The 23,708-nt window shown below is 67.7% G+C and carries 18 protein-coding genes; 7 read left to right on the top strand and 11 right to left on the bottom strand.

Going from position 1 to position 23,708, the window contains the following annotated elements:
• Positions 1-15: 15 nt before the first annotated feature.
• From MZV50_RS01500 to MZV50_RS01470, 7 genes are all read right to left on the bottom strand, one after another.
• Positions 16-1,467 carry a DUF4832 domain-containing protein gene (locus MZV50_RS01500; protein WP_252632660.1) on the bottom strand — a complete coding sequence of 484 codons (1,452 nt, stop codon included), beginning with the start codon at positions 1,465-1,467 and terminating at the stop codon, positions 16-18.
• 96 nt (positions 1,468-1,563) lie between these two features.
• A complete protein-coding gene (locus MZV50_RS01495; protein ID WP_252632658.1) occupies positions 1,564-4,344 on the bottom strand; it encodes a TonB-dependent receptor in 2,781 nt (926 codons plus the stop codon).
• 462 nt (positions 4,345-4,806) lie between these two features.
• On the bottom strand, positions 4,807-5,781 hold the full coding sequence (locus tag MZV50_RS01490) for an N-acetylglucosamine kinase (protein ID WP_252632656.1): 975 nt from the start codon (positions 5,779-5,781) through the stop codon (positions 4,807-4,809).
• A 2-nt stretch (positions 5,782-5,783) separates the two neighbouring features.
• On the bottom strand, positions 5,784-6,947 hold the full coding sequence (locus MZV50_RS01485) for an SIS domain-containing protein (protein WP_252632654.1): 1,164 nt from the start codon (positions 6,945-6,947) through the stop codon (positions 5,784-5,786).
• Positions 6,940-8,238 (bottom strand): D-tagatose-bisphosphate aldolase, class II, non-catalytic subunit, encoded by a 1,299-nt coding sequence (locus tag MZV50_RS01480; protein WP_252632653.1) that lies wholly within the window; start codon positions 8,236-8,238, stop codon positions 6,940-6,942. Before MZV50_RS01480 ends, MZV50_RS01485 begins: the two co-directional genes overlap by 8 nt.
• Before the next feature lie 187 nt (positions 8,239-8,425).
• Entirely contained in the window at positions 8,426-9,334 is a 909-nt protein-coding gene (locus MZV50_RS01475) for a DMT family transporter (RefSeq protein ID WP_252632652.1), read from the bottom strand.
• Complete coding sequence (locus MZV50_RS01470; protein ID WP_252632650.1) at positions 9,331-11,412, bottom strand: glycoside hydrolase family 36 protein; 2,082 nt, start codon at positions 11,410-11,412, stop codon at positions 9,331-9,333. The genes MZV50_RS01475 and MZV50_RS01470 overlap by 4 nt, the downstream gene beginning before the upstream one ends.
• A 132-nt stretch (positions 11,413-11,544) precedes the next feature.
• On the opposite strand from MZV50_RS01470, the gene MZV50_RS01465 reads away from it, so the two are divergent.
• The 4 genes from MZV50_RS01465 to agaR all read left to right on the top strand — a co-directional run bounded on the left by MZV50_RS01465 (position 11,545) and on the right by agaR (position 16,759).
• On the top strand, positions 11,545-12,654 hold the full coding sequence (locus MZV50_RS01465) for an amidohydrolase family protein (RefSeq protein WP_252632648.1): 1,110 nt from the start codon (positions 11,545-11,547) through the stop codon (positions 12,652-12,654).
• An 11-nt stretch (positions 12,655-12,665) separates the two neighbouring features.
• Positions 12,666-14,600, top strand: coding sequence for an NPCBM/NEW2 domain-containing protein (locus MZV50_RS01460; protein ID WP_252632646.1), 1,935 nt, complete (start codon positions 12,666-12,668; stop codon positions 14,598-14,600).
• Positions 14,601-14,679: 79 nt separating this feature from the next.
• Positions 14,680-15,768, top strand: a complete 1,089-nt coding sequence (locus MZV50_RS01455; protein WP_252632644.1) for an aldose epimerase family protein — start codon at positions 14,680-14,682, stop codon at positions 15,766-15,768.
• Between the two features lie 196 nt (positions 15,769-15,964).
• Entirely contained in the window at positions 15,965-16,759 is a 795-nt protein-coding gene (gene agaR / locus MZV50_RS01450) for a transcriptional repressor AgaR (RefSeq protein ID WP_252632642.1), read from the top strand.
• Between the two features lie 123 nt (positions 16,760-16,882).
• On the opposite strand, the gene MZV50_RS01445 is transcribed toward agaR, so the two are convergent.
• Positions 16,883-17,473 carry an SCO family protein gene (locus MZV50_RS01445; RefSeq protein WP_252632641.1) on the bottom strand — a complete coding sequence of 197 codons (591 nt, stop codon included), beginning with the start codon at positions 17,471-17,473 and terminating at the stop codon, positions 16,883-16,885.
• Positions 17,474-17,548: 75 nt separating this feature from the next.
• Here MZV50_RS01445 and MZV50_RS01440 point away from each other — a divergent pair, with 75 nt between their 5' ends.
• A complete protein-coding gene (locus tag MZV50_RS01440) occupies positions 17,549-18,949 on the top strand; it encodes an ActS/PrrB/RegB family redox-sensitive histidine kinase (RefSeq protein WP_252632640.1) in 1,401 nt (466 codons plus the stop codon).
• A gap of 76 nt (positions 18,950-19,025) precedes the next feature.
• Positions 19,026-19,583 (top strand): stationary phase response regulator transcription factor SpdR, encoded by a 558-nt coding sequence (gene spdR / locus MZV50_RS01435; RefSeq protein ID WP_223392217.1) that lies wholly within the window; start codon positions 19,026-19,028, stop codon positions 19,581-19,583.
• 132 nt (positions 19,584-19,715) lie between these two features.
• On the opposite strand, the gene MZV50_RS01430 is transcribed toward spdR, so the two are convergent.
• The 3 genes from MZV50_RS01430 to MZV50_RS01420 are packed head-to-tail and all read right to left on the bottom strand — an operon-like array spanning position 19,716 to position 21,499.
• Positions 19,716-20,501: an SDR family oxidoreductase gene (locus MZV50_RS01430; protein ID WP_252632639.1), complete on the bottom strand. Its 786-nt coding sequence runs from the start codon at positions 20,499-20,501 to the stop codon at positions 19,716-19,718.
• A 43-nt stretch (positions 20,502-20,544) separates the two neighbouring features.
• On the bottom strand, positions 20,545-20,829 hold the full coding sequence (locus MZV50_RS01425; protein ID WP_252632638.1) for a 4a-hydroxytetrahydrobiopterin dehydratase: 285 nt from the start codon (positions 20,827-20,829) through the stop codon (positions 20,545-20,547).
• Positions 20,830-20,857: 28 nt separating this feature from the next.
• Positions 20,858-21,499 carry an HAD-IA family hydrolase gene (locus MZV50_RS01420; RefSeq protein ID WP_252632637.1) on the bottom strand — a complete coding sequence of 214 codons (642 nt, stop codon included), beginning with the start codon at positions 21,497-21,499 and terminating at the stop codon, positions 20,858-20,860.
• Positions 21,500-21,728: 229 nt separating this feature from the next.
• Between MZV50_RS01420 and MZV50_RS01415 the strand changes: the two genes are divergently transcribed.
• Entirely contained in the window at positions 21,729-23,684 is a 1,956-nt protein-coding gene (locus MZV50_RS01415) for an AsmA family protein (protein WP_252632636.1), read from the top strand.
• Positions 23,685-23,708: the final 24 nt, after the last annotated feature.

Here is a 23,708-nt window from a genome sequence, read left to right as displayed (position 1 = left end):
CGTCGCTCGCGCGAGTCATGGCGCGACCGACTTTCCTACGACCTCCACGCGCGTTCCCAGGCTGAAGGCGCCGCTCGTCGCGTCCCATCCTTGCCCCTTGGCCCCATCGTCGGCATTGGCCAGTCGGATGGCGAAGCGCGCATCGCCCTTCAGCCTCGGCGCGGCGTCCGGCAGGGCCAACAAGATCTCCTGAGGGCCCGCCGCGTCATCCGGCACGGTGACGGTGAGGGTCGCGCCGGAGTCCGACCCCGGCAGCCAGCGGCGTGGCTCGCCGCCCCGCGCCGGAAGGCGGCGCATCACGCCAGACTGGCCGTCACGCAGGATGATCTCCACGGGACGGGGATTGTAGAGCCGCGCCCAACCCAGGTTGCGCACCACGATCGAGACGGCAAGCTCGCCGCCGGGCGCCACGCGCGCTGGGTGGTTGGCGGTGACGAGGGCCAGGCGATAGCCCATGCGGGCGCGCACGGCGTCCAGGCATCCTCGCGCGCGCCAACGGTCATGGAAGGGTCGGCGGTAGTAGCCCTCGTTCAGATAGGTGAGGTTGAAACGCTGGCCCTCGATGAGAATGTCGTCGCAGGTGGTGCGCGGCCTGGGGCTGGGATCATCGGCGGGATTGCAGGTCTCGCCGCCGAACGGCGCCAGGTCGCCCAGCGCGTCGACATAGCGGCGCTGGCGCTCGCGCGGGACCGGATCGTCGTCGTAGGTGCCGACATCGGTATCGCTGGCCAGAAAGCAGTCGTTGTGGAAGCCGAGCCGAAACCCGCCATCGAGCGCGGCGGCGAGGTCCGGCGGCTCGGGCGACCAATCCTGGATATACGGCGGATAGCGGAACTGGACGAAGCGGTTGGGGGTGGCGGCGAGCAAGGCGTCCTTGATCCGCGTCCGCGCCTCGGGCGCGGTGAGATCGTGCGAGGATGTGTGCCACTCGCCCCAGGCGCCGATGAACCCCGCCTGCATGAAGGCGATCGCGTCCTCGTTGCGCTGGAGCAGCGGCTTGAGCGCCGCCAGATGCGCCAGGACCCACGGGAGGGACGCGTCCTGGGCGTCCCTGTACTCGGTTTCACCACGGGGATAGTTGTAGGTCGCCCGGATGATCAGCTTCACCCCGCCCCGACGCGCGGTTTCGAAGCCCCTCTCCAGCCGCTCGAGAAAGGCGGCGGGCAGGTCGCGGTCGCGATAGGGGGCGAGATCGATGCGGGCATAGATCAGCCGGTCGCCCTCGGCATAGGTCTTGGCCACGAAGGCCGGATCCAGTGCGCCCAGATCCGTGTCGGCAGCGCGGTAGAAGCCACGCTCGGGATTGGGAAGATCGGCGTCCGAGACGCGGAAATCGGCGACGCGATTCGGCGAGACCGCCTGAGCCGTCGCCGCATCGCCAAGGGATCCCGCCGCGACGGCGGCGACCGACAGCAGCGCCAGGGACGCGTGGCCAAGCCATCGCTGCGCTCTTGGCGACCGGACCAATGCGCGCCCCCTTTATTGTCGTGGAATGGAATGATTTGGCAAAGAGACCGCCGCCGGCCCCGCGCGATGGCGGACCGACGGCGGACAGGGGGAGGCTTAGAAACGGTAGCTCACGCCCAGTTTCACCGAGCGGCCGTAGCGGTAGTAACCCTGTGGCAGCATCGGATTGCCGTTGATGCTGTAGGTGTTGGCCTTGTCGAGGAGGTTCTGGCCCTCCAGCGAGATGTCCATCTTTTCGGTGATCTTGTAGGCCGCGTGCGCCGTGACCCAGGTGATCGGATCGGCCTTTTCGTTGTAGCCGTTGCCCAGAACGTTGACGGCCGTGGTGAAGCCGGCGGTGCGGTCGCCCGAGAGGCTGAGCGAGACCGGACCGTGGTCGTAGAAGACCCCCAGCGAGTAGACCGACGGCGCGATGCCTTCCAGCGGACGCTCCTGGTCGCCGACGAAGCTCTTAGCCCAGTTGCGGGTGTACTGCGCCCGAACGCCCAGGCCGTTGTCGAGGAAGTGCTGCAGGCCCACTTCGACGCCCTTGACCTCGGCGTGGTCGCCATTGATCGGGCGGCTGATGTTGAACAGGTGACCCGCGACGCCGATGTCCTGGCCGGGCTCCCAGCTCGTGGTGATCTGGTCCTTGATGCGCTTGCCGAAGACGGCGACGTTGAAGATCGAGTTCGGGCGGAAATAGTACTCGACCGACAGGTCCAGCTGCTTGGCCGAATAGGGCTTCAGCTCGGCGTTGCCGCTATAGACCTGGGTGAAGTCGCCCCACGAGACGCTTTCGGTGGTGCTGGTCGGCGCCAGGGTCGCGACCGACGGACGAGCCATGGTCTTGGCCGCGCCGAAACGCACGCGCAGTTCGTCGGTGATCCGATAGTTCAGGTTCAGCGACGGCAGGGCGTAGGTATAGGTGTTGCCCTGCTCGATGGCGGTCGGCGGCGCGTAGACGGCCGTATAGTTGAACGCGCCGTTCTCGATCACCTGCACGATCTTGGCGTCCCAGGCCTGGGCGTTGGTCTTGGTGCGCACGACCCGCAGGCCGACATTGCCGCTCCAGCGCTCGCCTTCCAGATTGGCCTGGACGAAGCCCGACCAGGTCTCTTCGCCCACCCGGTAGCTTTGCAGCGGGTTCCAGACCGGCGCGGCCTTGGAATAGTCGTAGGTCCCGCCGCCCGGACGCGGCTTGCCGTTGTAGGCCGCCAGGGCCGCCTGGTACTTCGGGATGTCGAAGGCCAGGAACGTGCGCGGGAACCTCGAGTCGACCTCGTCCATGAAGTTGGGCAGCGAGAAGCTGTTGGAGATCACCTTGCCGCCCAGGGCGCCGACATTGATCGCGTAGTTGCCCGAGTAGTAGTCGGCCCCGCCGGTCAGGGCGTTGTTGACCAGGTCGCGCGACTTCTTGCGATCGGTGTAGTTGACGCCGAACAGCACGCCGCCCAGCCAGCCCTTTTCGATCGCCCAGCTGCCCTTGAACGAGCCGCCGGTGATCTTGTCGTCGATATTGTCGCCGGCGAGCGAGAAGTAGTGGGTGTTGAAATCCGAGTCCTTGAACTGACCCTTGTCGAGCCCGCTGATCAGTTCGCGGCCGTCGGCGAAGTTGACCGTGACGTTGGGCACCCGATCGCCGGAGAGTTCGATGTGTGCGGTGTTGGGCTGGTTCATCCGCAAGACGACGTAGCTGTCCTGGCCGCCCGAGTGGCGCTTGGAGGTCGAGCGATAGACGTCGCCGGTCAGGGTCAGGTTGTCGGTGACGCTCCACTCGGCGTTGGCGCCGTAGAGCTGGGTCTCCACGACCCGGTACGAGGTCTGGTTCAGCAGCTCCGGATTGAGGCGCATCTCCGGGTCGGGATTGTTCATGTCGAAGCTGGTGACGATGCCGTTCTTGACCACCATGTTCGACCAGCGTCCCGGCGCGTAGAGCGGGTAGAACGACTGCTGGTAGCCGACTTGCGGGGAGTCGAGCTTGGTGGTCAGGCCGTCGACGACGACCTTGAACTTGTCGCTGGGACGCCATTCCAGCTTGCCCGTGAAGGCGCGACGCTTCTTGTTCTCCAGGATCGAGCCAACGCGGAACTGGCCCGGGCCGATCAGGCCGTATTCCTCCGGATCAAGCACGCCGTTGTTGTTGGGATCGATCGCGCCGCCCCAGGCGTTGCCGAAGGCCCAGCTTTCGTCGTTGGGATCGGCATTGCGCGTCCAGCCGCCGTCATTGCCGGCCACATCCGTGCGGTCGTCGCGCTTTTCCAGGACGACGCCCAGCAGAACGCCCAGCGTGTCGCCGGCGAAGGTGTTGCTGTAGACGGCCGAGAGCTTGCGCCCGTCCAGCTTGGACATCTGGTTGCGGTCGCCTTCGAGGCGCACGATGCCCTGCTGGCCACGCCGGTCGAAGGGGCTGGCCGAGCGCAGGTTGATCAGGCCGCCGATGGCGCCTTCGGTGTTGGCCGCCTCGGCCCCCTTGATGACATCAGCGCCGCTGATCACGTCGGACGGCAGCACGTCGTAGGCGAAGTCGCGCCCCGCGCCGTCGGTGGCGAGGATGCGGCCGTTGAAGGTCGAGAGCGTATATTCCGGACCCAGGCCCCGGACGCTGACCTTCTGGCCTTCGCCGCCGGCCGTGCGCGAGATCGAAACGCCGGTGATGTGGCTGAGCGAGTCGGCGACGTTGTCGTCCGGGAACATGCCCAGCTCCAGGGCGCTGATCGAATCCTGGACCGTGGTGGCGTCGCGCTTGGTCTTGACGGCGCGCGCCACGCTGGCGCGGACGCCGACGACCACGACTTCCTCGACCGTGTCGCCGGTCTTGGCGGTCGTTTCGCTGGTGGGCGTTTGCGCGAAAGCCGCGCTGGCCGACAACAATGCGGCGATGCCCGCGCCGGCCATGACGGCCCCCCGGTGCGATGGGCGACGTGACATAACGAACCCCTTTCCTTCCTCTGGTGGCGCAAACTCCGAAGTTTCGGTCTGCGGCCTATTTATCGTATTAATCCTAGCTAAGGTTTCGCAACGTTGTCAAACCGCTACTTAACGAAACTTTCTATCAAGCGCGTATCCGTTGCACAAATGCCGACCCTCCGCCCACAAACTCAGCAAATATCTGTTTTCAAAGTAATTTCTTTAACGCACCCCCAGCGCGTCGCGCGTTGCGCGTCGACTGGTACCGTGAACATTGGTTGCGATTGAGCAACGCCGTCGTGAGGCCGCACCGAAATCAGGCGCCGCCGGTGGCTCGCCGAACCGCGAAACTGGCCGCTAGGAAGGAGACTCACGGCGAACAGCCCGGCGTCAGCGCGACCGGCGCCGAAACCCGCGCGCCTGGAGCGCAACATTCCGAAACCGGCGCGGTCACGCATCGACCGGCAGCCTCAGACGCCGCCCGCTGAGGCGCGCGGCATAGAGCGCCGCTCCGATCGCCGGCGTGAAGCGCGGCTCGACCAGGCGATAGTCGGGGCTGTGGGCGAGCAATTGCTGGCGAAAAGGCGCCAGGATCGGCTCACCGCCTTGAAAGACGCCGCCCGAATAGGACAGGTCCACCGTCTCGCCCGGCTCATAGCCCAGGCGCTTGCGGATCGACTCGACGATCGCGGCCAGCTCGCGACCGGCCTCCTCGAAGATTCGCCGAGCGGCGACGTCGCCCCGCGCCGCCGCGCGGGCGACCAGGCGCGAGAGGGCGGCGATGCGGTCGCGCTGGGGCGCGGACTTGGCATAGACGAAGGCGCAGATGTCCAGGTCGCTGGCCAGCTCGAGCTCCCGGGTCAGGATCTCGTGCAGCGGCCCGCGCGGCAGACGCCCGTCGGCCATGCGCGAGAACGCGTTGAGGCCCTGCACGGCGATCCAGTAGGCCGAGCCCTCGTCGGAGAAGACCTCGCCCCAGCCGCCGCCCCGGGCCGAGCGACCCTGGCGCTCGCCGTAGCCGATCGAGCCGGTGCCCGCGACGATATTGATACCGTCGCCGCCACCGAGCGATCCGGCCCAGCCGCAGATCATGTCATTGCCGCAGGCGTAGCGTTGATGGCCCAGCACCGCCTCGGGAATGACGTCTAGAAATGGCTGGACCTGGGAGTCCTCGCCATGGGCCGGCAGGCCGAAGAAGGCGAAGATGACGTCCTGGGGCGTCGCGCCGGCCTCGGCCAGGACCGCGGCCACGCCGTCGTGCAGCAGGGTGTGAAGCGCTTCGAACCCGATCTGGATGTGGTAGCTGGAGCCGCCCTCGTGGCGGGCCAGCTCCCGCCCCTCCGCATCGGTGAGGACGAAGGCGGTCTTGGTGCCCCCGCCATCCACGCCCAGAAAACATCCTGCGGACAGGTTCGGCTTGTCCATCGTCAGCTCAGTTCGTGGATGCGCACGCCCTGCACGACGCGATTGACGGTGCCGGAGGTGTTGGGCTTGTCGGGCCGCAGGCCCAGGCGCAGGGACTGGAAGAAGGCGAAGATCTGCGGCGCGACGATGAACGGGAACAGCAGATCGGCGTCGTCGGCCGTCTCCAGGCCCTGGATCGCGATCTCGTCGCCCTTGGCCAGGCCGACTCCGTCCTGCGCGGTGATGGCCACCACGCGCGCGGCGTCGCCATCGCCCCGCAGCTCGTAGAGCAAATCCAGATCGTAGCTGCGCGTATAAGCGTTGTTGGAGAAGAAGACGACGATCAGGGTGCGATCGTTGACGATGGTCTTGGGGCCGTGGCGGAAGCCCAGCGGCGAGTCGAACATCGTCACCAGCGCGCCGTTGGTCAGCTCCAGAAGCTTCAGGCCGGACTCCCGCGCCAGCCCCTGGAAGATGTGGCTGCCCAGATAGACCACCCGCTCATAGCCCTCGTCAGCCAAGGCCCGCATCACGCCGGCATGGTCGGCGATCGCGCCCTGCATGGCCCGCGCGATGGATTCGACCCGCTCGCCCATGGCCTCGACGCCGCTGAACAACGCCAGCGCCGCATAGGTCATCGACGAGAAGCTGGAGGTCATGGCGAAGCTGCGGTCGTGCGTCGCCTCGGGCAGCTGCACGGTCAGACCCCGCGCGCCTCGCCCATGGCCGGCCAGCGCCCCGTCGGGATTGCAGGTGATGACGAGGTGATGGAGATCCTCGACCAGACGGTCGGCCAGCTCGACGGCCGCCACGCTCTCGGGGCTATTGCCCGAGCGCCCGAACGACACCAGGACGGTCGGCGTCTGGGGCTCGAAATAGAGGTGGGGCGCGCAGACCAGGTCGGTTGTCGGCATGGCCTCGACGCGGCGACGCAGTCGCGTCGACAACACCGGCGCCAGGCACTCGCCGATGAAGGCCGAGGTGCCCGCGCCCGTCAGGATGATGCGGAGATCCGGCCTGGCCAGCAGCGGGGCCAGAAAAGCCTCGATCTCCTCCCGACGCTCGGCCAGCAGTGCTTGGGTCTCGCGCAGCATGGTCGGTTGCTGCGCGATCTCGCGGGCGGTCCACAGCCCGCCCAGGCGCTCCAGCGTCGCTTCGTCCAGACCCAGATGCGTCACGTCAGGCATAGGCGTACTCCGGCTGCGCCACGCACGCGGCGCGATAGCTTTCCAGGATCGCGCCGATATGGGCGATCACCAGGTTCGCCGGGCTGGGCGTCAGGGCCGCGTTGCGCACGGCCGCGTAAGCGTCGGGCAGGTATTGGCTGATCAGGGCCAGCGGCGGGGGATTGTCGGCGAGATTGGCGAACATCGCTTCCTGGGCGGCGGTGATCTCGGGATCGGGCCAATAGTAGCGTATCCGATCCGAGAGGCTGTACTGCAGGTCGAACCGCAGCGCCGCGCCGGTGGCGTGATAGTATTTGCCCCAGTTGCGAGGGTCGGCGCGCATACGCTCGATGGCGATGTGGCGGAAGCGCGAGGCGCGATCCTCGCCGATCCATTCGCGCTCGATGGCGTCCAGCGCCCAGAAGGCCTCACGCAGCGCGAAGGTCACGCCCGGCCCGACCTTGAGGATGGCGAAGTGATCCTCGACCAGAGCCTTCAGCGCCTTGGGGGTCTGATAGTCGGTCGAGTGGGCCTCGAAGACCAGGCTCGGCTGATCATCGAGCGCATGACTCAGGGCGACGGCCTTGGCGCGGTCGTAGTCGATGACCTTGTGATGATCGAATTCGACGCCCGGCTGCACCACCGCGGCGATCACACGGGGCCAGGCGGCCGACAGGCCTTCTTCCGCGAAGATCGTGCGATGGGCCTCGATGGTGTCGCGCGCCGCTGACGGTGTCGTCACCTCCAGCTCCGGCAAATCCTCGGCCGCTCCACCGGGCACGGGCACCTCGGTGCCGATCACATAGACGCAAGGCTCGCCGCCGACACGGGCCTGCGTCGCCTCGGCGATCCCGATCAGGCGGGCGGCGCGGCGGGCGATGGTTTCCTCGGGCAGCGGCGTCGGGTCGTCGGCGCAGGACATCGAGCAATCGGCATGGATCTTGCGGAAGCCCGCGGCCACGTACTGTTCGATCAGCACATCGGCCTTGGCCATGGCCTCGTCGGCCGAAAGGCTGGTCCAGGGGTTGGGGCCCAGGTGATCCCCGCCCAGCAGGATCCGCTCGCGCGGCAACCCGACGCGATCGGCGATGGCGTGGACGAAGTCGCGGAAGTCGTTGGGCGTCATGCCCGTATAGCCGCCGTCCTGGTTGACCTGATTGCAGGTGGCTTCGATCAGAACCACGCCCGCGCCGGTCGCCAGCGCATGGGCCAGGGTCGCCTCGATGACCAGCGGATGGGCCGAGCAGACCGAATATATCCCGCACGCCTCGCCGGCCTTATGCCGGGCGACCAGATCGAGCATCGCCTTCATGTCGAACCCTTCGTTGAATGAGGGGCACGCTAACGCAACCTTCGACACAACGCAATCAAAGCAATGAAAACGAAACATCATAATTTCGTTTTGAATACCTCGCGACCAGCGATGTCGGCGCGCAAAAAAGGGAGCGGTCGCCGCAGGCCCGACCGCTCCCGAGGGGAAAAGGCGGGAAATGTCCTCGCTAAGGCGCCAGGGCCAGCAGCGCCGAGGCGATGAAGGCCAGGGCCAGGCCGATCAGCTTCAGCTCGCCCGGCACGACACCGGCGATCAGCAACGAAAGCACGGCCGTCACCAGCGGTCCGCCGGCGTTGGTCAGCGGGGCCACCACGATCGCCTTGCCGTGTCGGAAGGCGTAAACGAGGGTCAGGGCGCCGATGGCGTTGAGCACCTGGATGGCCGCGGCCAGACCCGGACCGTCCCAGCCCCAGTTGATCGGCTTGGAGAAGTCGGTCATGGCCAGCGCCGCGGGGGCGACCAGGAGACCGCTGACCATCATGTAGAAGAAGATGCTCTCGGCGCTCATGCGCGCGTTGGCCAGCTTCATGAAATAGGCCTGCACGCCCCAGCAGAGCATGACGATCAGGGCCAGCGGAAACCAGCCGGCGCCTTGCGCGAACGAAAAGCCCTGGGGCGAGAAGTCGAACAGCGGCAGGGCGATCAGCGCCAGGGCGACGCCCAGCGCGCCCCAGCGGTTGGTCCGCTCCCTGAGCAGGACGAGCGACATCAGGATGGTGACCAGCGGCGACAGCGAGATGATCGGAAAGATCAGATAGGGCGGCCCGCGCGTCACCGCGTAGAACAGGATCATCTGACCACCGGCCCCGGTCAGGCCGATCAGCAGCCCGTAGAGGATCGAAAGGCGGTCGCGGTCCAGCTTCCACTTTTCCCGGTGCATGACGACGACCGCCGGGACGATCATGGTCAGGGCCCAGACGCAGTAGACGAGGGTTTCGGGGAAGCCGTGGCGCGCCGAGACGCTGGCCAGCGCGCCCCATACCCCCCACAGCACGACGGTCGTCAGCGCGAAGACCAGCCAGCGACGAGCGCCGACCGGCGCCACGGCCGGCGCGGCGACGGAGGTGCCGGTCATGCGCGGGCGCCTTTCATCGGGGTGGCCTCGATCAGCAGGAACTTCTCGAACTTGGCGGGAATGCGCGGCGACTTGGCGCTGGCGGTCCCCAGCGCCTGGCCGTTGTAGTAGTCGAGGAGGCGATAGGCGCCCTGCCCCAGGCCGCGAAGCTCGACCTGGCCGTCCCACGCCGGCGCGTAGAAGGCGTAGTACAGCCGCCCGCCCTTCTCGATCGCGTGGGCCTCGGGCTTGTCGAAGCCGATATCGTAGAGCTCGCCCAGATATTGGCCCTTGGGCAGCATCTTGTCGGCATAGAGCCCGGCCCACTTTCGCCAGGCCGCTTCGCGCTGGGGCGTCAGCCGGAAATTGGCGTCCTTGCCACGCCCCTCGTTCGGCCAGGTGAACTTGGTGGAGATCACCGCGCCGATGCCGACGCTGGAGGCGAAGTCATCGCCGCCGTCGCTCAGCTCGACATGGTCGCCGGCATAGGCGGCGTCGCGGCCCATCAGCGCCTTGAGCGACTTGCCCTTCAGGCGCACCTGCCAGGACGACAGCGGATCCGAGGCCGGGACCTGGTTGGTGTAAGGCAGGTTGTGGAAGGCATAGGACGTGCCGCAGGGACAGAACTCGACCACCGCGTTGGGATTGATCTCCCGCGCCGTGTCGTAGACCAGCTTCCAGAAGTCCTGCAGCTTTTCGACCGACTCCTCGGGGCGAGCGTGCTTGTGGGCCGGGTTGTAGCAGGGGGCCACGCCGTTCATGTGCTGGCCGTCGAGCTTCAGGCCCTCATAGCCCCACTCGCCGATGATCTTGCGCACCAGCTTCTGGGTGTAATCGCGCGTCGGCTGGTAGGCGGGGCAGAGATAGAAGGCGTTCCACCAGGTGACGTTCTGCACCGCGCCATTGGCGTCCAGCAGCAGCATGTCGGTGTGGTCGTGCAGCAGGTCCGAACCGGGATCGACGGCCAACGGCGCCAGCCACAGCTTGGGCTTGAGGCCCGCCGCGCGGATGGTCTTGACGAAGGCGACCATGTCCGCCTCGCTGCGGAACTTGCGCGGGTCCAGCGCCCAGTCGCCCTCGTTGGTCTGCCAGCCGTCGTCGAGCACGGCCCACTTGAAGCCCAGCGCCTTGACCTTGCCGTAGGTGCCTTCGACCTCGGCGACGTTGAAGTCGCGATCATAGCCCCAGGCGCACCAGATCGGCTCATAGGCGCCCTCCGGCGCCTTGGGCGCGGCGAGGCCGCGATCGGCCATCACCCGGCGATAGGCGTCGAGCGTGGCGTAGTAGTCGCGCTGGTGGACGGTGATGAAGCCGTCGAGCGCGGTCAGGGTCTCGCCGGGCTTGAGGGTGACGGCGCGCTCTTCCTCGAGCGCCACGGCCGCGCCGGCGCTGGAGGCGATGATCGGCAGGGAGACCAGCTTGGGAACGCGCTCGACATGACCGACGGCGATGCCGGCGTCGGGCCGCCAGACGTCGGCGATCGGCGTGCCCGAACCGTAGTCCGACCCGTTCATGCCCATGAAGTTGGCCTGCTCGAAGCCGTCCTTGACCGGCTGAACCCAGTCGCGGCGGTCCGGATGGGTCGAGCCCGACCACGACCAGAACCCCGCGCCCGAGGACTTCAGCAGGTGGGCGCCGATCCGGTAGCGCTCGATGACGATGGGTTCGCCTCGCGTGTGCCGCCAGTCGACCTTGAGCAGGGCAAAGCCGGGATAGCGCTCGTAGAAGGTCAGTTCGACGGTCTTTTCCAAGCCCTCGGCCGAGACGCCGCGCACGGTGTGGCGAACCCCGCGGCCATGCAGGTCGGCGACCGGCGCCTGACGGCGCTCGACAAAGGCGAAACGGTCGATGACCTGGCCGCCCTTGAGGGTGAGAGTCTCGGAAGGCGCGAAGTCGGTGAGCGCCACCGCCTGGCCCGAAAGCCTGCTGATCAGGCGGCTGCCCAGCGCGGAATCGAACTCGACGGTGAGGACCGCGTCGCCGGCCTGCGCCACGGGCGCCGCGGCCAGGGCGCGGCCCGAGAAAGCGACGGCCGCTAGGGCCGTGCCGCCGAAAAGCGCCAGAACGCCGCGCCGATCCATCAGCGGTTTGGTGATCACTCGCGGCCTCCCATGCGCCTGCATATTTGATCTTGCACAGCCGGATTTTAGAAGGCAAACAAAAAGTCACATAAACGAAACAACAAGTTTCGCTTCGTTGCTTTTTGGCGCGTTGGGGTGTTGGAGGTGGTTATGAGGCTCAAGACGCGTTTGCTTGCCGCCCTGGCGGCGCCCCTGGCGCTGTTGGCCTGCGCGCCGCCCGCGACCCACGCCGCAGCGGCTTCATCTTCGTACGGCGTCGCCGACTTCGCCAAGGTGCGCAAGTTCGACGCCCACGTGCACGTCAATGTCGAGGACCCCGCCTTCGTCGATCAGGCGCGCGCCGACAATTTCGAGCTGCTGTCGATCAACGTCGACTATCCGGCGTTCCCGTCGCTGGCGCTGCAGGCCAGCGCCGCCCACCATTTCACCAAGCTCGACCCGCAGCATTTCCACTACGCCACGACCTTCTCGATGAAGGGCTTCGGCGGCGCGGACTGGGCGCGGAAGACCACGGCCGCGCTCGACGCCGAATTCCAGCAGGGCGCCTTGGCGGTCAAGGTCTGGAAGAACATCGGCATGGTCGAGCGGGACTCGGCCGGCCAGCTGATCTTCATCGACGACAAGGGCTTCGATCCGGTGTTCGACCACCTCGCGTCGCGCGACATCCCCCTGATCGCCCACCAGGGCGAGCCGAAGAACTGCTGGCTGCCGCTGGACCAGATGACGACCAAGAACGACCGGTCCTATTTCAGCGCCCATCCGGAGTACCACATGTATCTCCACCCGGAGATGCCGCGATACGAGACCCTGATGGCCAAGCGCGACCACATGGTCGCCAGCCACCCCAAGCTCCGCGTCGTCGGCGCCCATGTGGCGAGCCTGGAATGGAGCGTCGACGAGGCGGGGAAGTTTCTCGACGCCCACCCCAACGCCGTGGTCGAGCTGGCCGCGCGCATGGCCCAGATCCAGTACCAGTCTGTCCGCGACCACCAGAAGGTCCGCGACTTCTTCCTCAAGCACCAGGACCGCATCCTCTACGGCACCGACCTGACGCTGAACCCCGGCGAGGACGCCCAGGCCTTCAAGACGCAGGCCCATGCCGTCTGGCTGGCGGACTGGACATATCTGGCGACCGGCGAGACCCGGCGCGTCGACGACATCGACGCCGACGTGCGCGGCCTGGCGCTTCCCCGGTCGGTGATCGACAAGATCTACTACGGCAACGCCAAGCGCGTGTTCCTCGCCAAGCAGCCGTCCTGACGAAGGCCCCGATGACCGTACGCTCCCTGCTGGCCTCCGCCGCCGCGATCGGCCTTGTGGCCCTCGCCGCCCCGGTCCTGGCCCAGACCGCGCCGACCGATCCCCTGACGGCGACCGGCAAGTGGTCCCTGCCCGAGCGCGCCCAGGCGCGCACGCCGCCGATGGGCTGGAACTCCTGGAACGCCTTCCGCACCGAGGTCGACGAGGCCAAGGTCGTGGGCGCGGCCAAGGTCCTGGTCGACAGCGGCCTTTCCAGGCTCGGCTACACCTACGTCAATATCGACGACGGCTGGTGGCTCAAGCGCCGACAATCGGACGGCCGGCTGGAGATCCGCACGGCGATCTTCCCGTCGGCCAGGATCAAGGGGGCCAGGATCAAGGGCAAGGACACCAGCTTCCGGCCCTATACCGACGCCCTGCACAGGATGGGGCTGAAGGCGGGCATCTATACCGACATCGGCCGCAACGCCTGCTCGCAGGCCTACGACCTGCACTCGCCGAACCTGCCCGAAGGTACGACGGCCGAGCGCGAGGTGGGCCTGGCCGGCCACGTCGACCAGGACATCGGCCTGTATTTCAAGGAATGGGGCTTCGACTACATCAAGGTCGACGCCTGCGGGATCAATGTCTACGGGCCCGACGCGGCGATCGTGCGCGAGCACGGCTACCGGCCCATGCCGCCGCTGATCGACCAGGTCTCTATCAACCGTACGGACATCGGCGCGGTGCGCGCGCTCTATGCCGAGGTGGCCCAGGCGCTGAAGGCGAACAATCCGGACGGCGACTACATCCTGGCGATCTGCAACTGGGGTTCGGCCAATGTCCGCGCCTGGGGCAAGGATGTCGGCCACCTGTGGCGCACCAGCGGCGACATCACGCCCAGTTGGACCCGGATGCTGCACAACTTCGACAGCGCCTCCACCCGCGCCCTCTACGCCAAGCCGGGGGCATGGAACGATCCCGACATCCTGTTCATCGGCCACGGCGATTTCGACCAGAACCACCTGACCGAGGCCCAGTCGCATTTCGCGCTTTGGGCGATGATCAACGCCCCGCTGCTGATCAGCTACGACCTGCGCCAGGCCCCCAAGAGCCTGATGGATATCTGGGGCAATGCCGACATCGTGCGGCTGAACCAGGACCCGGGCGGCCACCAGGGCGTCATCGCCTATGCGTCCGACGACGTGCAGATCATCGTCAAGACCCTGTCGAACGGCAGGAAGGCCGTGGCGCTGTTCAACCGGGGCCTCGACAGGACCGAGGTGACCCTGACGGCCGCGCAGCTGAAGTTCACGGACGATGCGCCCATCCAGCTGAGGAACCTCTGGGACAAGTCCTCGCCCGCGCCCTTCACCGGCGAGACCAAGTTCACCCTGGCGCCGCGCCAGACGCTGATCTTCGAGGCCTCGGGCAAGCATCAGATCGACGACGGCGTCTATCTGTCGGAGATCCCCGGCGACGTGAACGTGGCGGTCGACGGCGTGATCACGCCCGAGCCCGATCCGGTCATCCACCGGATGCGCAACGCCTGGGGCGAGACCCGCGGCTCGGGCGAGCGTCCCAGCTATGCCGGTTGGGGCGGCGCCCAGGCCGATGCGACTCCTTACGACCAGGCGCTGCGCATCGGCGGCCAGGGCTTCGACAGCGGCATTGGCGTCCTGAGCAATTCGCGCCTGGAGATCCGCAACGCGGGCCATGGCCGCTTCGAGGCCAAGGTCGGCGTCGACGATTCCACCCGCAACACCAAGGACAAGGCCGTGTTCTACGTCTATGGCGACGGCAAGCTGCTGGCCCAGAGCCCCGCCCTGGGGCTTGGCGACCGGCCCAGCCCGCTGAGCGCCGACATCAAGGGCGTGCGCCTGGTCGAGATCGTCGCGCGCTCGCAAACCAGCACCAGCGACCAGCCGCTGGTCGTCACCTGGGGCGAGGCGGCTCTGCGCCGCTGATCGCTCCACGACGTCCACGGCGGCGCTTGCCACCCGCCCGATCCCGTCGGACCGTGAGCGATCCGGCGGGAGAGCCTTGATGAAAGCTGTGTTCCTGATGGTCGTCGGGCTTGGCCTCGCCTCCAGCGCCTTGGCGGCTGAGGCCCGTCGAGAGACCTTCGGCCAGATCGACGGACGGCCCGTGCCGGCCGTGGTGCTGACCAACGCCGGGGGCGTCAAGGCGCGGATCATCGCCTACGGCGCGGCGCTGCAAGCGCTGGAAACCCCCGACCGCGACGGCCAGGTCGCGGACATCGTCCTGGGCTATGACGATGTCGCCCAGTACGTCGCCAACCCCTCCTATCTTGGCGTGACGCTGGGGCGCTACGCCAACCGGATCGCCAAGGCCGGCTTCACGCTGGACGGCCAGCGCTACGCCTTGGCGGCCACCAACGGCCCCAACACCCTGCATGGCGGCCAAGTCGGGTTCGGCCGCGTGCTCTGGGCCATCGCCGAACTCAAGAGCGGCGACGAGGCGAGCGTCACCCTGACCCATGTCAGCCCCGACGGCGACGAGGGCTTCCCCGGCGCGCTCAGCGTCAGCGTGACCTATGCGCTCAACGACAGGAACGAACTGGCGATCCGCTACAGCGCCACGACGACCAGGCCGACCGTCGTCAACCTCAGCAACCACAGCTACTTCAACCTGGCGGGCGCGGGCTCGGGCCGGACGATCCTCGACGATCGCCTGACGCTGGCGGCCGAACGCTACACGCCGGTCGACGCCACGGGGATTCCGACCGGCGAGCTGGCGCCGGTGGCCGGCGGTCCGTTCGACTTCAAAGCCGCGCGGGTGATCGGCCAGGCCTATGATCACAACTTCGTCCTGGACGGCACCGTCACCGCCGAACCGCGCGCCGTGGCCCGGCTCGAGGATCCCCGCTCGGGCCGCGCGGTCCAGCTCCTGACCACAGAGCCGGGCCTGCAGGTCTACACCGGCGCCTGGCTGAAGGGCGCGGGACGCGGCAAGGGCGGCCATGCCTACGGCGCCTACGAGGGCGTCGCCCTGGAGCCCCAGCACTTTCCCGACAGCCCCAACCAACCCGCGTTTCCGAGCGTGCGCCTGGAGCCCGGCCAGACCTACCGGCAGACCTCGATCTTCCGGCTTTCCGCCGACGCGGCGCCCTAGCTTTCAGGGGCCGCCAAGACGGAGAGATCGGCGCGCCGCGACAAGCTTCGTTTCCGCAACATCATCTCGCCGGCAGGCACGCGCCCCACGCCCGGTTTGTCGTATGATTGACGGTGAGTCGGTAGGAAGGCACGCTGTTGCGCGCTATACCGAAACCGGCGCCGCGCGCTCCGGTTCGGCGATGGAGACACGGTTCATGGCGGACGGTTCGGTCAAGGCGATGCGCGATACGTCCGAGCGCCGGCGGGAAATCACCGGCATGCTGCGCTCGCGCGGCAGCGTCCAGGTCACGCACCTGTCCGAGGTTTTCGGCGTGTCGATGCAGACGATCCGCAAGGACCTGGCGTATCTCGAGGACCATGGGATCGCCACGCGCGCCTATGGCGGGGCGATCTCCTCGGAGGTGGTCAACGCCGGCGTGGAGCCGGCCATAGAGACCAAGCGTGTCAGCCACACCGAGGAAAAGGAGCGGATCGGCAAGCTGGCGGCCAGCATGGTCAAGCCCGGCGAGTCGATCATGCTGGATTCGGGCACCACGACGCTGCAGATCGCCCGCTTCCTGCCCGACGAGGAAGACATAACCGTCGTCACCAACGACTTCGATGTCCTGAGCGTCCTCAACCAGAAGCGACGGATCAAGATCGTCATGCTCGGCGGCGAGCTGCGCCGCCGCAACATGGCCTTCTACGGCGCCCAGACCGTCGCGGCGCTGGACGACCTGCTGCTCGACAAGCTGTTCCTGGGGGTCGACGGCTTCGACGTCGAACGCGGCATCACCACGCATCACGAGCCCGAGGCGCAGCTGAACCGCAAGATGGTCGAGACCGCGCGCGAGGTGATCGCCGTCAGCGACGCGTCGAAGTTCGGCAAGGTATGCCTGCACCGCATCATCGAGGTGGCCGATCTGGACGCCCTGATCACCGACGCGGCCGCGCCCGAGTACATCAGCCAGGCGGCCGAACGCCTCGGCGTGGTGCTCCACAAGGCCTAGAGCGGATAGACATCAGCATCCGCGCCAAGCTCGCATCCCCCATCACCGTTTCCCCCGGCTTTCGCCGGGGAGATCTGATTGGGGGCGCTCAAGGCTGATGAGGTCTCGGGCCTCTATCGCCGCTCACCCTTCGCGCATCGCGTCCGAGATCCGGCGGGCGATGTCCTCGGGCGGCAGGTTGTAGGGGATCACCGTCTTGAAGCGGCCCTTGGGATCCATCAGGTAGATCGCCGTCGAGTGGTCCATGGTGTAGCCGGGACCGTCGCCGACCTTGGCGTAATAGACCTTGTAGGCCTTGGCCGCCGCCTTGACCTGGTCCTCGGTCCCGGTCAGGCCGATCGTCGTCTTCGGGACGTAGTCGGCCGACAGGTAGGTCTTCATCTGCTGGGGCGTGTCGCGCGCCGGGTCGATCGAGATGAACACGATCTGCAGATCCTTGGCCTTCGGACCCAGCTGCTCGGTCGCCGCCGACAGGCCCTGCAGCGTGCCGGGGCAGACGTCGGGGCAATAGGTGAAGCCGAAGAACACCGCGCTCCACTTGCCCTTCAGGACCTTCTCGGTCGCCGGGACATTGTTCTGGTCGACCAGTTGGAACGGACCGCCGACCGCCGCCACCGACCGCGGCTTGAAGACCCCGGCGTTCCACGCCAGTCCCGCGACCACCGCGAGGCCCAGGAGACAAGCCAGAATCAGAACGAGGCGGTGGCGAGGCATGTGCGTTTCATCCTTTTGGGTCCGCCCGATCTTTTCACTCTCGCCAGGCGGGAGATTATGGTCAATCTTGCGGTCATGACCGACGTTTCGTTCGCGAGAGCGCCCGACGATCAACGTCATAAGGGGCTCGATAAGCCGGGCGAAGAACCGGCGCAAGACGACGCCTGGTCTTGGACCGCGCCCGGGCTTCGCCGTGGACGCTTAAGGGTTCGCACCCTGCTGGCGCAGCGCTGGCTGTCGGTGGTGGGCCAGACCGCCGTGCTACTGGTCGCCGGCCTCGCGCTCAAGCTGCAAGTGCCCTGGGCCCTGTGCTTCACCCTGATCGCCCTGTCGGCGTGGCTGAACGTCCTGTTGGGCCTGGCGTCCAGCGGCCAGCGGCTGGCGCGCGACGGCGAGGCCACCGCCCAGATCGCGTTCGACATCCTGCAGCTGTCGGGCCTGCTCTATCTGACCGGCGGGGCGCTGAACCCGTTCTCGCTGTTGCTGATAGCGCCCGTGACCCTGTCGGCGGCGACCCTGCCGGCGCGCTACGCCCTGGGCCTGGGCCTGTTGGCCATCGCCTCGTCGGTGGCGCTGGCGCTGTTCCACATGCCGCTGCCGACCGTGGCGGGCCATGCGCCCGTGCCCGATCCCAGCCCGCTGATGCTGTGGTCGATCGTCACCGCGCGGATCTTCGGCATCGTCATCACCGCCGCCTACGCCTGGCAGGCGGCCAGCGAATCCGCGCGGATGGAGCTGGCCCTGAACGTCACCGAGACGGTGCTGGCCCGCGAGCAGCGCCTGTCGGCCCTGGGCGCCCTGGCCGCCGCCGCCGCCCACGAGCTGGGCACGCCGCTGGCCACCATCTCGGTCGTCTCGCGCGAGATGGCCCGCAACGCCGTCAGCGAGGAGATCCGCGAGGACGCCGAGTTGCTGATCGGCCAAGCCGCCCGTTGCCGCGAGATCCTGCAGCGCCTGACCGAGATGCCCGAGGCCAAGGACGCCGTGCACGAACGCATGAGCCTGGTCCAGCTAGTTCAGGACGTGATCGAGCCGCATCTGGTGCATGGCATCCGCGTCGAGGCCGTAGTCAACGGTCCGGCCGGCGAGGCCGCGCCGGACATCTGGCGACGCCCCGAGATCATCCACGCCATGACCTCGATCGTCGAGAACGCGGTCGACTTCGCCCGCAGCGAGGTGATCGTCATCGCCCGCTTCGACGCGCGCTACATCGTCATCGAGGCCCGCGACGACGGCGCCGGCTTCTCGCCCGAGGTGCTGGCCAAGCTGGGCGAGCCCTATGTGACGACCCGCCCCGGCGCGGAGGGGTCGCGCACCGGCCACATCGGCATGGGGCTGGGCTTCTTCATCGCCAAGACCCTTCTGGAACGAACCGGCGCAACGGTGGATTTCCGCAATGGTCGACGGGGTGGCGCCGTGGTCTCGGCCCGCTGGCCGAGACACGCGCTTGAAGCTCCCGGATATACGGGGGCTTGATGTACGGCGCGGATAAGGGAAAGTATGGGTCGTTATTTGGCCTGTTGAGTATTGGCCCGGGGAGGGGCTGACTTCTATGGCGGATATCGGAGAGCTGGTTTCGGCGCTGCCGGACAAGTCGCTTCTTCTGTTGGACGATGACGGGCCGCTGCGGACGCGGCTTGGCCGAGCGCTGGAGCAGCGCGGCTTCGAGGTGACTTTGGCCGCCTCGGTCGCCGAGGCGCTGACCATCCTGCGCGGCGCGGCGCCGGCCCACGCGGTGCTGGACATGCGGCTGGAGGACGGCTCGGGCCTGAAGGTGGTCGAGGCGGTGCGCGACGCGCGGCCCGACGCCAAGGTCATCATGCTGACCGGCTATGGCAACATCGCCACGGCCGTGGCGGCGGTGAAGGCGGGGGTGGTCGACTATCTGTCCAAGCCCGCAGACGCTGATGACGTGGCCCGCGCCCTGCTGGCCGCCAAGGACGCCGCCCCGACGCCGCCGGAAAACCCGATGAGCGCCGACCGCGTCCGCTGGGAGCACATCCAGCGCGTCTACGAGATGTGCGGCCACAACGTCTCGGAAACCGCGCGCCGCCTGAACATGCACCGCCGGACCCTGCAGCGGATCCTGGCCAAGCGCGCGCCGCGGTAAGGAAATCTGCTCCCCCGTGTCACGGGGGAGCTGTCGCGGAGCGACTGAGGGGGCTAATGCGGCGTTCGCCCAGCTGGCCCCCTCCGACCCTCTGGGCCACCTCCCCCGCGCCGCGGGGGAGGAGAACTTCACTCACATCGCCGAGATGCCGCCATCCAGGCGCATCTCCGCGCCGGTCATGAACTTGCTCTCGTCGCTGGCCAGGTAGAGCACGGCGTTGGCGATGTCGTTGGGCTCGCCGATGTGGCCCAGCGGGATCTGGCGGCCCAGCTTGGCGTGGGCCTCTTCCTTGCCCAGGCGCTGGCTCAGCGGGTCCAGGATCGGCGTGTCGATGAAGGTCGGGTGGATCGAGTTCGAGCGGATATCCAGTCCCTGCTTGGCGCAGTAGAGGGCGATGTTCTTGCTGAGCAGCCAGACCGCCGCCTTCGAGGCGTTGTAGGCCGGCGAATTGTGGTTGGCGATCAAGCCGGCGATCGAGCTGATGTTGACGATCGAGCCCGGCTGGTTCTCGCGCATGTAGGTCAGGGCGTGCTTGGCCCCCAGGAAGACGCTGTCGACATTGATCGCCATGATCCGCTTCCAGAGGTCGAACTCCATGGCCTCCAGCGGCTTGTCGCCCGCCACGCCGGCGTTGTTCAGCAGCACCGAGATGCCGCCCATCAGGCCATTGGCCTTCTCCAGGGCCTCGATCCACTGGTCTTCCTGGGTGACGTCCAAAGGCAGGGCGAAGGCGGTGCCGGCGCCGTGCCTGGCGTTGAGCTCGGCCGCCACGGCCTCGGCCCCGGCCAGGTTGATGTCGGCCACCGTGACCTTGGCGCCTTCCTCGGCCAGGCGGCGCGCGGCCGCCGCGCCCAAGCCCTGTGCCCCACCGGTGATGAAGGCCTTCTTGCCGGCGACCCGGCCCGTGCTCTGCGCCATGTTCGGCGTCCTCCCGCATAATTCAAACGGGAGTTTGAATTCTTCAGGCCGCGCTGTCCATGAACTTCGCGAGCTGGACGTCCAGTTCGGTCACCCCGTCGGCGTCGTGGGTGGTCAGCAGCACCTCGACGCGGTTGTAGACGTTGAACCACTCGGGGTGATGGTCGAGCTTGTCGGCCATCAGGGCCACGCGCGTCATGAACCCGAAGGCCGCGTTGAAGTCGGCGAACTTGAACGTCTTGGCGATGGCGTCCTTGTGATCCGGCGCGGCGCTCCAGCCATCGAGCTGGGCGATCGCGGCGGCGGCGCCGATCCTGGGGCGGGACATGGACCTTCTCCGGAAGAACTTCGCCCTCTCAGAACGCCAATCCGGTCGCTTCGGCAAGGTCGGCCAGCAGCTGATCCTCGGTCGAGACCTTGATCGCCGTCATGCCCAGGGCCGCCGCCGGCTTGCAGTTGATCCCCAGGTCGTCGAGATAGACGCAGGCCTCCGGCGCGACGTCCAGCCGCTCGCACATCATCTGGTAGATGCGCGGGTCGGGCTTGCGCACCCCGGCCTTGGAGCTTTCGATCACCGCGTCGAACAGGGCCATGATCTCGCCGACCGCCCGCCCCTTCTCGGCGCTCTGGGCCATGCCGGGTCCGTGGCCGGTGGGGACGTTGTTGGTGATGCAGCCGACCTTGAATCGCGCCTTGCAGGCTTTCAGCGCGTCCATCACCCGAGGCCGCAGGTCGCCATAGAGCAGCGGCAGCACCTCGCCCCCGCGCACGGCGTGGCCCAGTCGCGTCGCCTCCTCCAGGAACAGCCCATCGAAGGCGGCGGCGTCGATCTCGGCCCGCTCGAACCGCGCCCAGGCGTTCACGTCCGGGTCGGTGGCGTTGACGGTACGGATGAAGTCGCGGGGCAGGCCCTTCTCGGTCTCGTAGCGGCGAAAGGCCTCGAACGGCGAGGTGGTGAACACGCCGCCGAAATCCCAGATCACCGCCTCGATCGCCATCGGCCGCCCCCATGAAACAACTGTTTGACTCAAGCTATAGCCGCCGAGCGCCAAGGGGAAGCCCGACCCGATCGGGAACGCGACCGTGGGCCTCGCGCGTTGAGAGGGATCAATCGGAGCCACGATCCTGTCGACCGCCGACGCCACTCTCGCCCCCAAGCCGCCGCGGAATCCCTTCCGGGGCCTGTCGCGGCGCGCCCGGATCGGCATCGGCGCGGCCCTGGCGCTGGTGGCGGCGATCATCGTCTTCCTGGTCATCTTCGACTGGAACTGGCTGCGCGGTCCGGTCAGCCGCTACGCCTCGGCCCAGATGCAGCGCGAGGTGACCATCACCGGCGACCTGCGCGTCCATCCCTGGTCGTTCCAGCCCAAGGCCGAGGTCTATGGCGTCCGCATCGGCCAGCCGGACTGGGCCAAGGGCGTCGATCCCGAGGCCGGCCAGATGGCCCGGATCCAGCGCATCGCCGTGCAAATCAAGATCCTGCCGCTGCTGCGCGGCGACGTCATCCTACCGTTCCTGGCCGTCGACAAGCCCGACGTGCGTCTGCTGCGCGCCAAGGACGGCAAGGCCAACTGGACCTTCGGGGCGCGCAAGAGCGACAAGCCGCTGAAGCTGCCGGCCATCCAGCGCTTCGTGATCAACGACGGCAAGCTGCGCGTCGACGACCGCCAGCGCGGCGCGCTGTTCGTCGGCACGGTCAACGCCCAGGAAAGGGCGGGCCAGCAGGGCGGCCGCTTCGTGCTGGAAGGCAAGGGCAGCCTCAACCGGTCCGCGTTCGTGGCCCAGGTCACCGGCGGACCGCTGCTGAACATCTCGCCCCATCGGCCCTATCCCTTCGACGCGGACATCCGCGCCGGCGCGACCCACATCACCGCCGAGGGCAATGTCACCAAGCCGTTCGACCTGGGCCGCTTCGAGACCCAGCTTTCCATCTCGGGCGCCGACCTGAACCGCCTGCACGACCTGACCGGCCTGACCCTGCCCAACACGCCGCCCTACAAGGTCTCGGGCCATCTGGTGCGCAAGGGCGACCGCTACGACTTCGAGAAGCTGTCGGGTCGCGTCGGCGACAGCGACATCGGCGGCGATCTGTTCGTGCTGACCGGGCGCGAACGGCCCTATCTGGAGGCTGACCTGCGCTCACGCCGCCTGGACTTCGACGACCTGGGCAGCCTGTTCGGCGCCGCCCCCGCCACCGGGCGTGGCGAGACCGCCTCGGCCGGCCAGAAGATCGAGGCCGCCCAGCGCGACGCCACCCAGCGCCTGCTGCCCGACGCCACCCTGCAGGTCGATCGCGTGCGGGCCATGGACGCCAAGGTCAGCTATCGCGCCGACGCGGTGAACGCGCCCAACCTGCCGCTGCGCAAGGTCAGCCTGGAGCTGACCCTGGACAAGGGCGTGCTGACCATGGACCCGCTAGCCTTCACCTTCTCGCGCGGCGATCTCAAGGGGACCGTGCGGCTGGACGCCCGTCCGGCCACGCCGAAGACCGATGTCGACCTGCGCCTGACCAACGCCCGGCTCGAGGACTTCATCCCGATCATGAGCGACGGCAAGCGCGCCATCGAAGGGCCGGTCATGGCCCGCGCCAAGCTGTCGGGGAGCGGGAACAGCGTTCACCGCGCCGCCTCGACCGCCAACGGTTCGGTCACCTTCGTGGCCCCGCGCGGCGAGATCCGCCAGGCCTTCGCCGAACTGCTGGGTGTCAACGCCTCCAAGGGCCTGATCCTGCTGCTGTCGAAGAGCGACAAGGAAACGCCGGTGCGCTGCGCCGTCGCCGACTTCGACGTCCGGAACGGCGTCATGACCACCAACCACCTGGTGGCCGACACCGGCGTCGTGCTGGCCAAGGGGCGCGGCACGATCAATCTGGAGACCGAGCGGATGGATCTCCGCATCGAGGGCGACAGCAAGAAGCCGCGCCTGGTGCGTCTGTTCATCCCCATCACCATCAAGGGTCCGTTCCTGGCCCCGAAGATCGGGCTGGAGCCCGGCAAGGCCGTCGGCCAGGGCGGCGTCGCCGCGGCTCTGGGCTCGCTGATCAACCCGCTCGCCGCCCTGCTGCCCTTCGTCACCACCGGTGAGGCCAAGGACGCCGACTGCGCCGGCCTGGTCAGCGAGGCCCGCCAGTCCGGCGCCCCGGTCAAGGTGACCCAGACGACGCCGGCTAAGCCCAAGAAATAAAACCCGCGAGCGGCGCCACCTCTA

Source organism: Caulobacter segnis (genome assembly GCF_023935105.1).
Taxonomy (GTDB): domain Bacteria; phylum Pseudomonadota; class Alphaproteobacteria; order Caulobacterales; family Caulobacteraceae; genus Caulobacter; species Caulobacter segnis_B.
This window is presented reverse-complemented; position numbering and strand designations above follow the sequence as displayed.

Coding starts and splice junctions, on each gene's coding strand:
- MZV50_RS01495 (WP_252632658.1), bottom strand. CDS start 4,344: ATGGCCGGCGCGGGCATCGCCGCATTGTTGTCGGCCAGCGCGGCTTTC.
- MZV50_RS01490 (WP_252632656.1), bottom strand. CDS start 5,781: ATGGACAAGCCGAACCTGTCCGCAGGATGTTTTCTGGGCGTGGATGGC.
- MZV50_RS01485 (WP_252632654.1), bottom strand. CDS start 6,947: ATGCCTGACGTGACGCATCTGGGTCTGGACGAAGCGACGCTGGAGCGC.
- MZV50_RS01480 (WP_252632653.1), bottom strand. CDS start 8,238: ATGAAGGCGATGCTCGATCTGGTCGCCCGGCATAAGGCCGGCGAGGCG.
- MZV50_RS01475 (WP_252632652.1), bottom strand. CDS start 9,334: ATGACCGGCACCTCCGTCGCCGCGCCGGCCGTGGCGCCGGTCGGCGCT.
- MZV50_RS01465 (WP_252632648.1), top strand. CDS start 11,545: ATGAGGCTCAAGACGCGTTTGCTTGCCGCCCTGGCGGCGCCCCTGGCG.
- MZV50_RS01460 (WP_252632646.1), top strand. CDS start 12,666: ATGACCGTACGCTCCCTGCTGGCCTCCGCCGCCGCGATCGGCCTTGTG.
- MZV50_RS01455 (WP_252632644.1), top strand. CDS start 14,680: ATGAAAGCTGTGTTCCTGATGGTCGTCGGGCTTGGCCTCGCCTCCAGC.
- agaR (WP_252632642.1), top strand. CDS start 15,965: ATGGCGGACGGTTCGGTCAAGGCGATGCGCGATACGTCCGAGCGCCGG.
- MZV50_RS01445 (WP_252632641.1), bottom strand. CDS start 17,473: ATGCCTCGCCACCGCCTCGTTCTGATTCTGGCTTGTCTCCTGGGCCTC.
- MZV50_RS01440 (WP_252632640.1), top strand. CDS start 17,549: ATGACCGACGTTTCGTTCGCGAGAGCGCCCGACGATCAACGTCATAAG.
- spdR (WP_223392217.1), top strand. CDS start 19,026: ATGGCGGATATCGGAGAGCTGGTTTCGGCGCTGCCGGACAAGTCGCTT.
- MZV50_RS01430 (WP_252632639.1), bottom strand. CDS start 20,501: ATGGCGCAGAGCACGGGCCGGGTCGCCGGCAAGAAGGCCTTCATCACC.
- MZV50_RS01425 (WP_252632638.1), bottom strand. CDS start 20,829: ATGTCCCGCCCCAGGATCGGCGCCGCCGCCGCGATCGCCCAGCTCGAT.
- MZV50_RS01420 (WP_252632637.1), bottom strand. CDS start 21,499: ATGGCGATCGAGGCGGTGATCTGGGATTTCGGCGGCGTGTTCACCACC.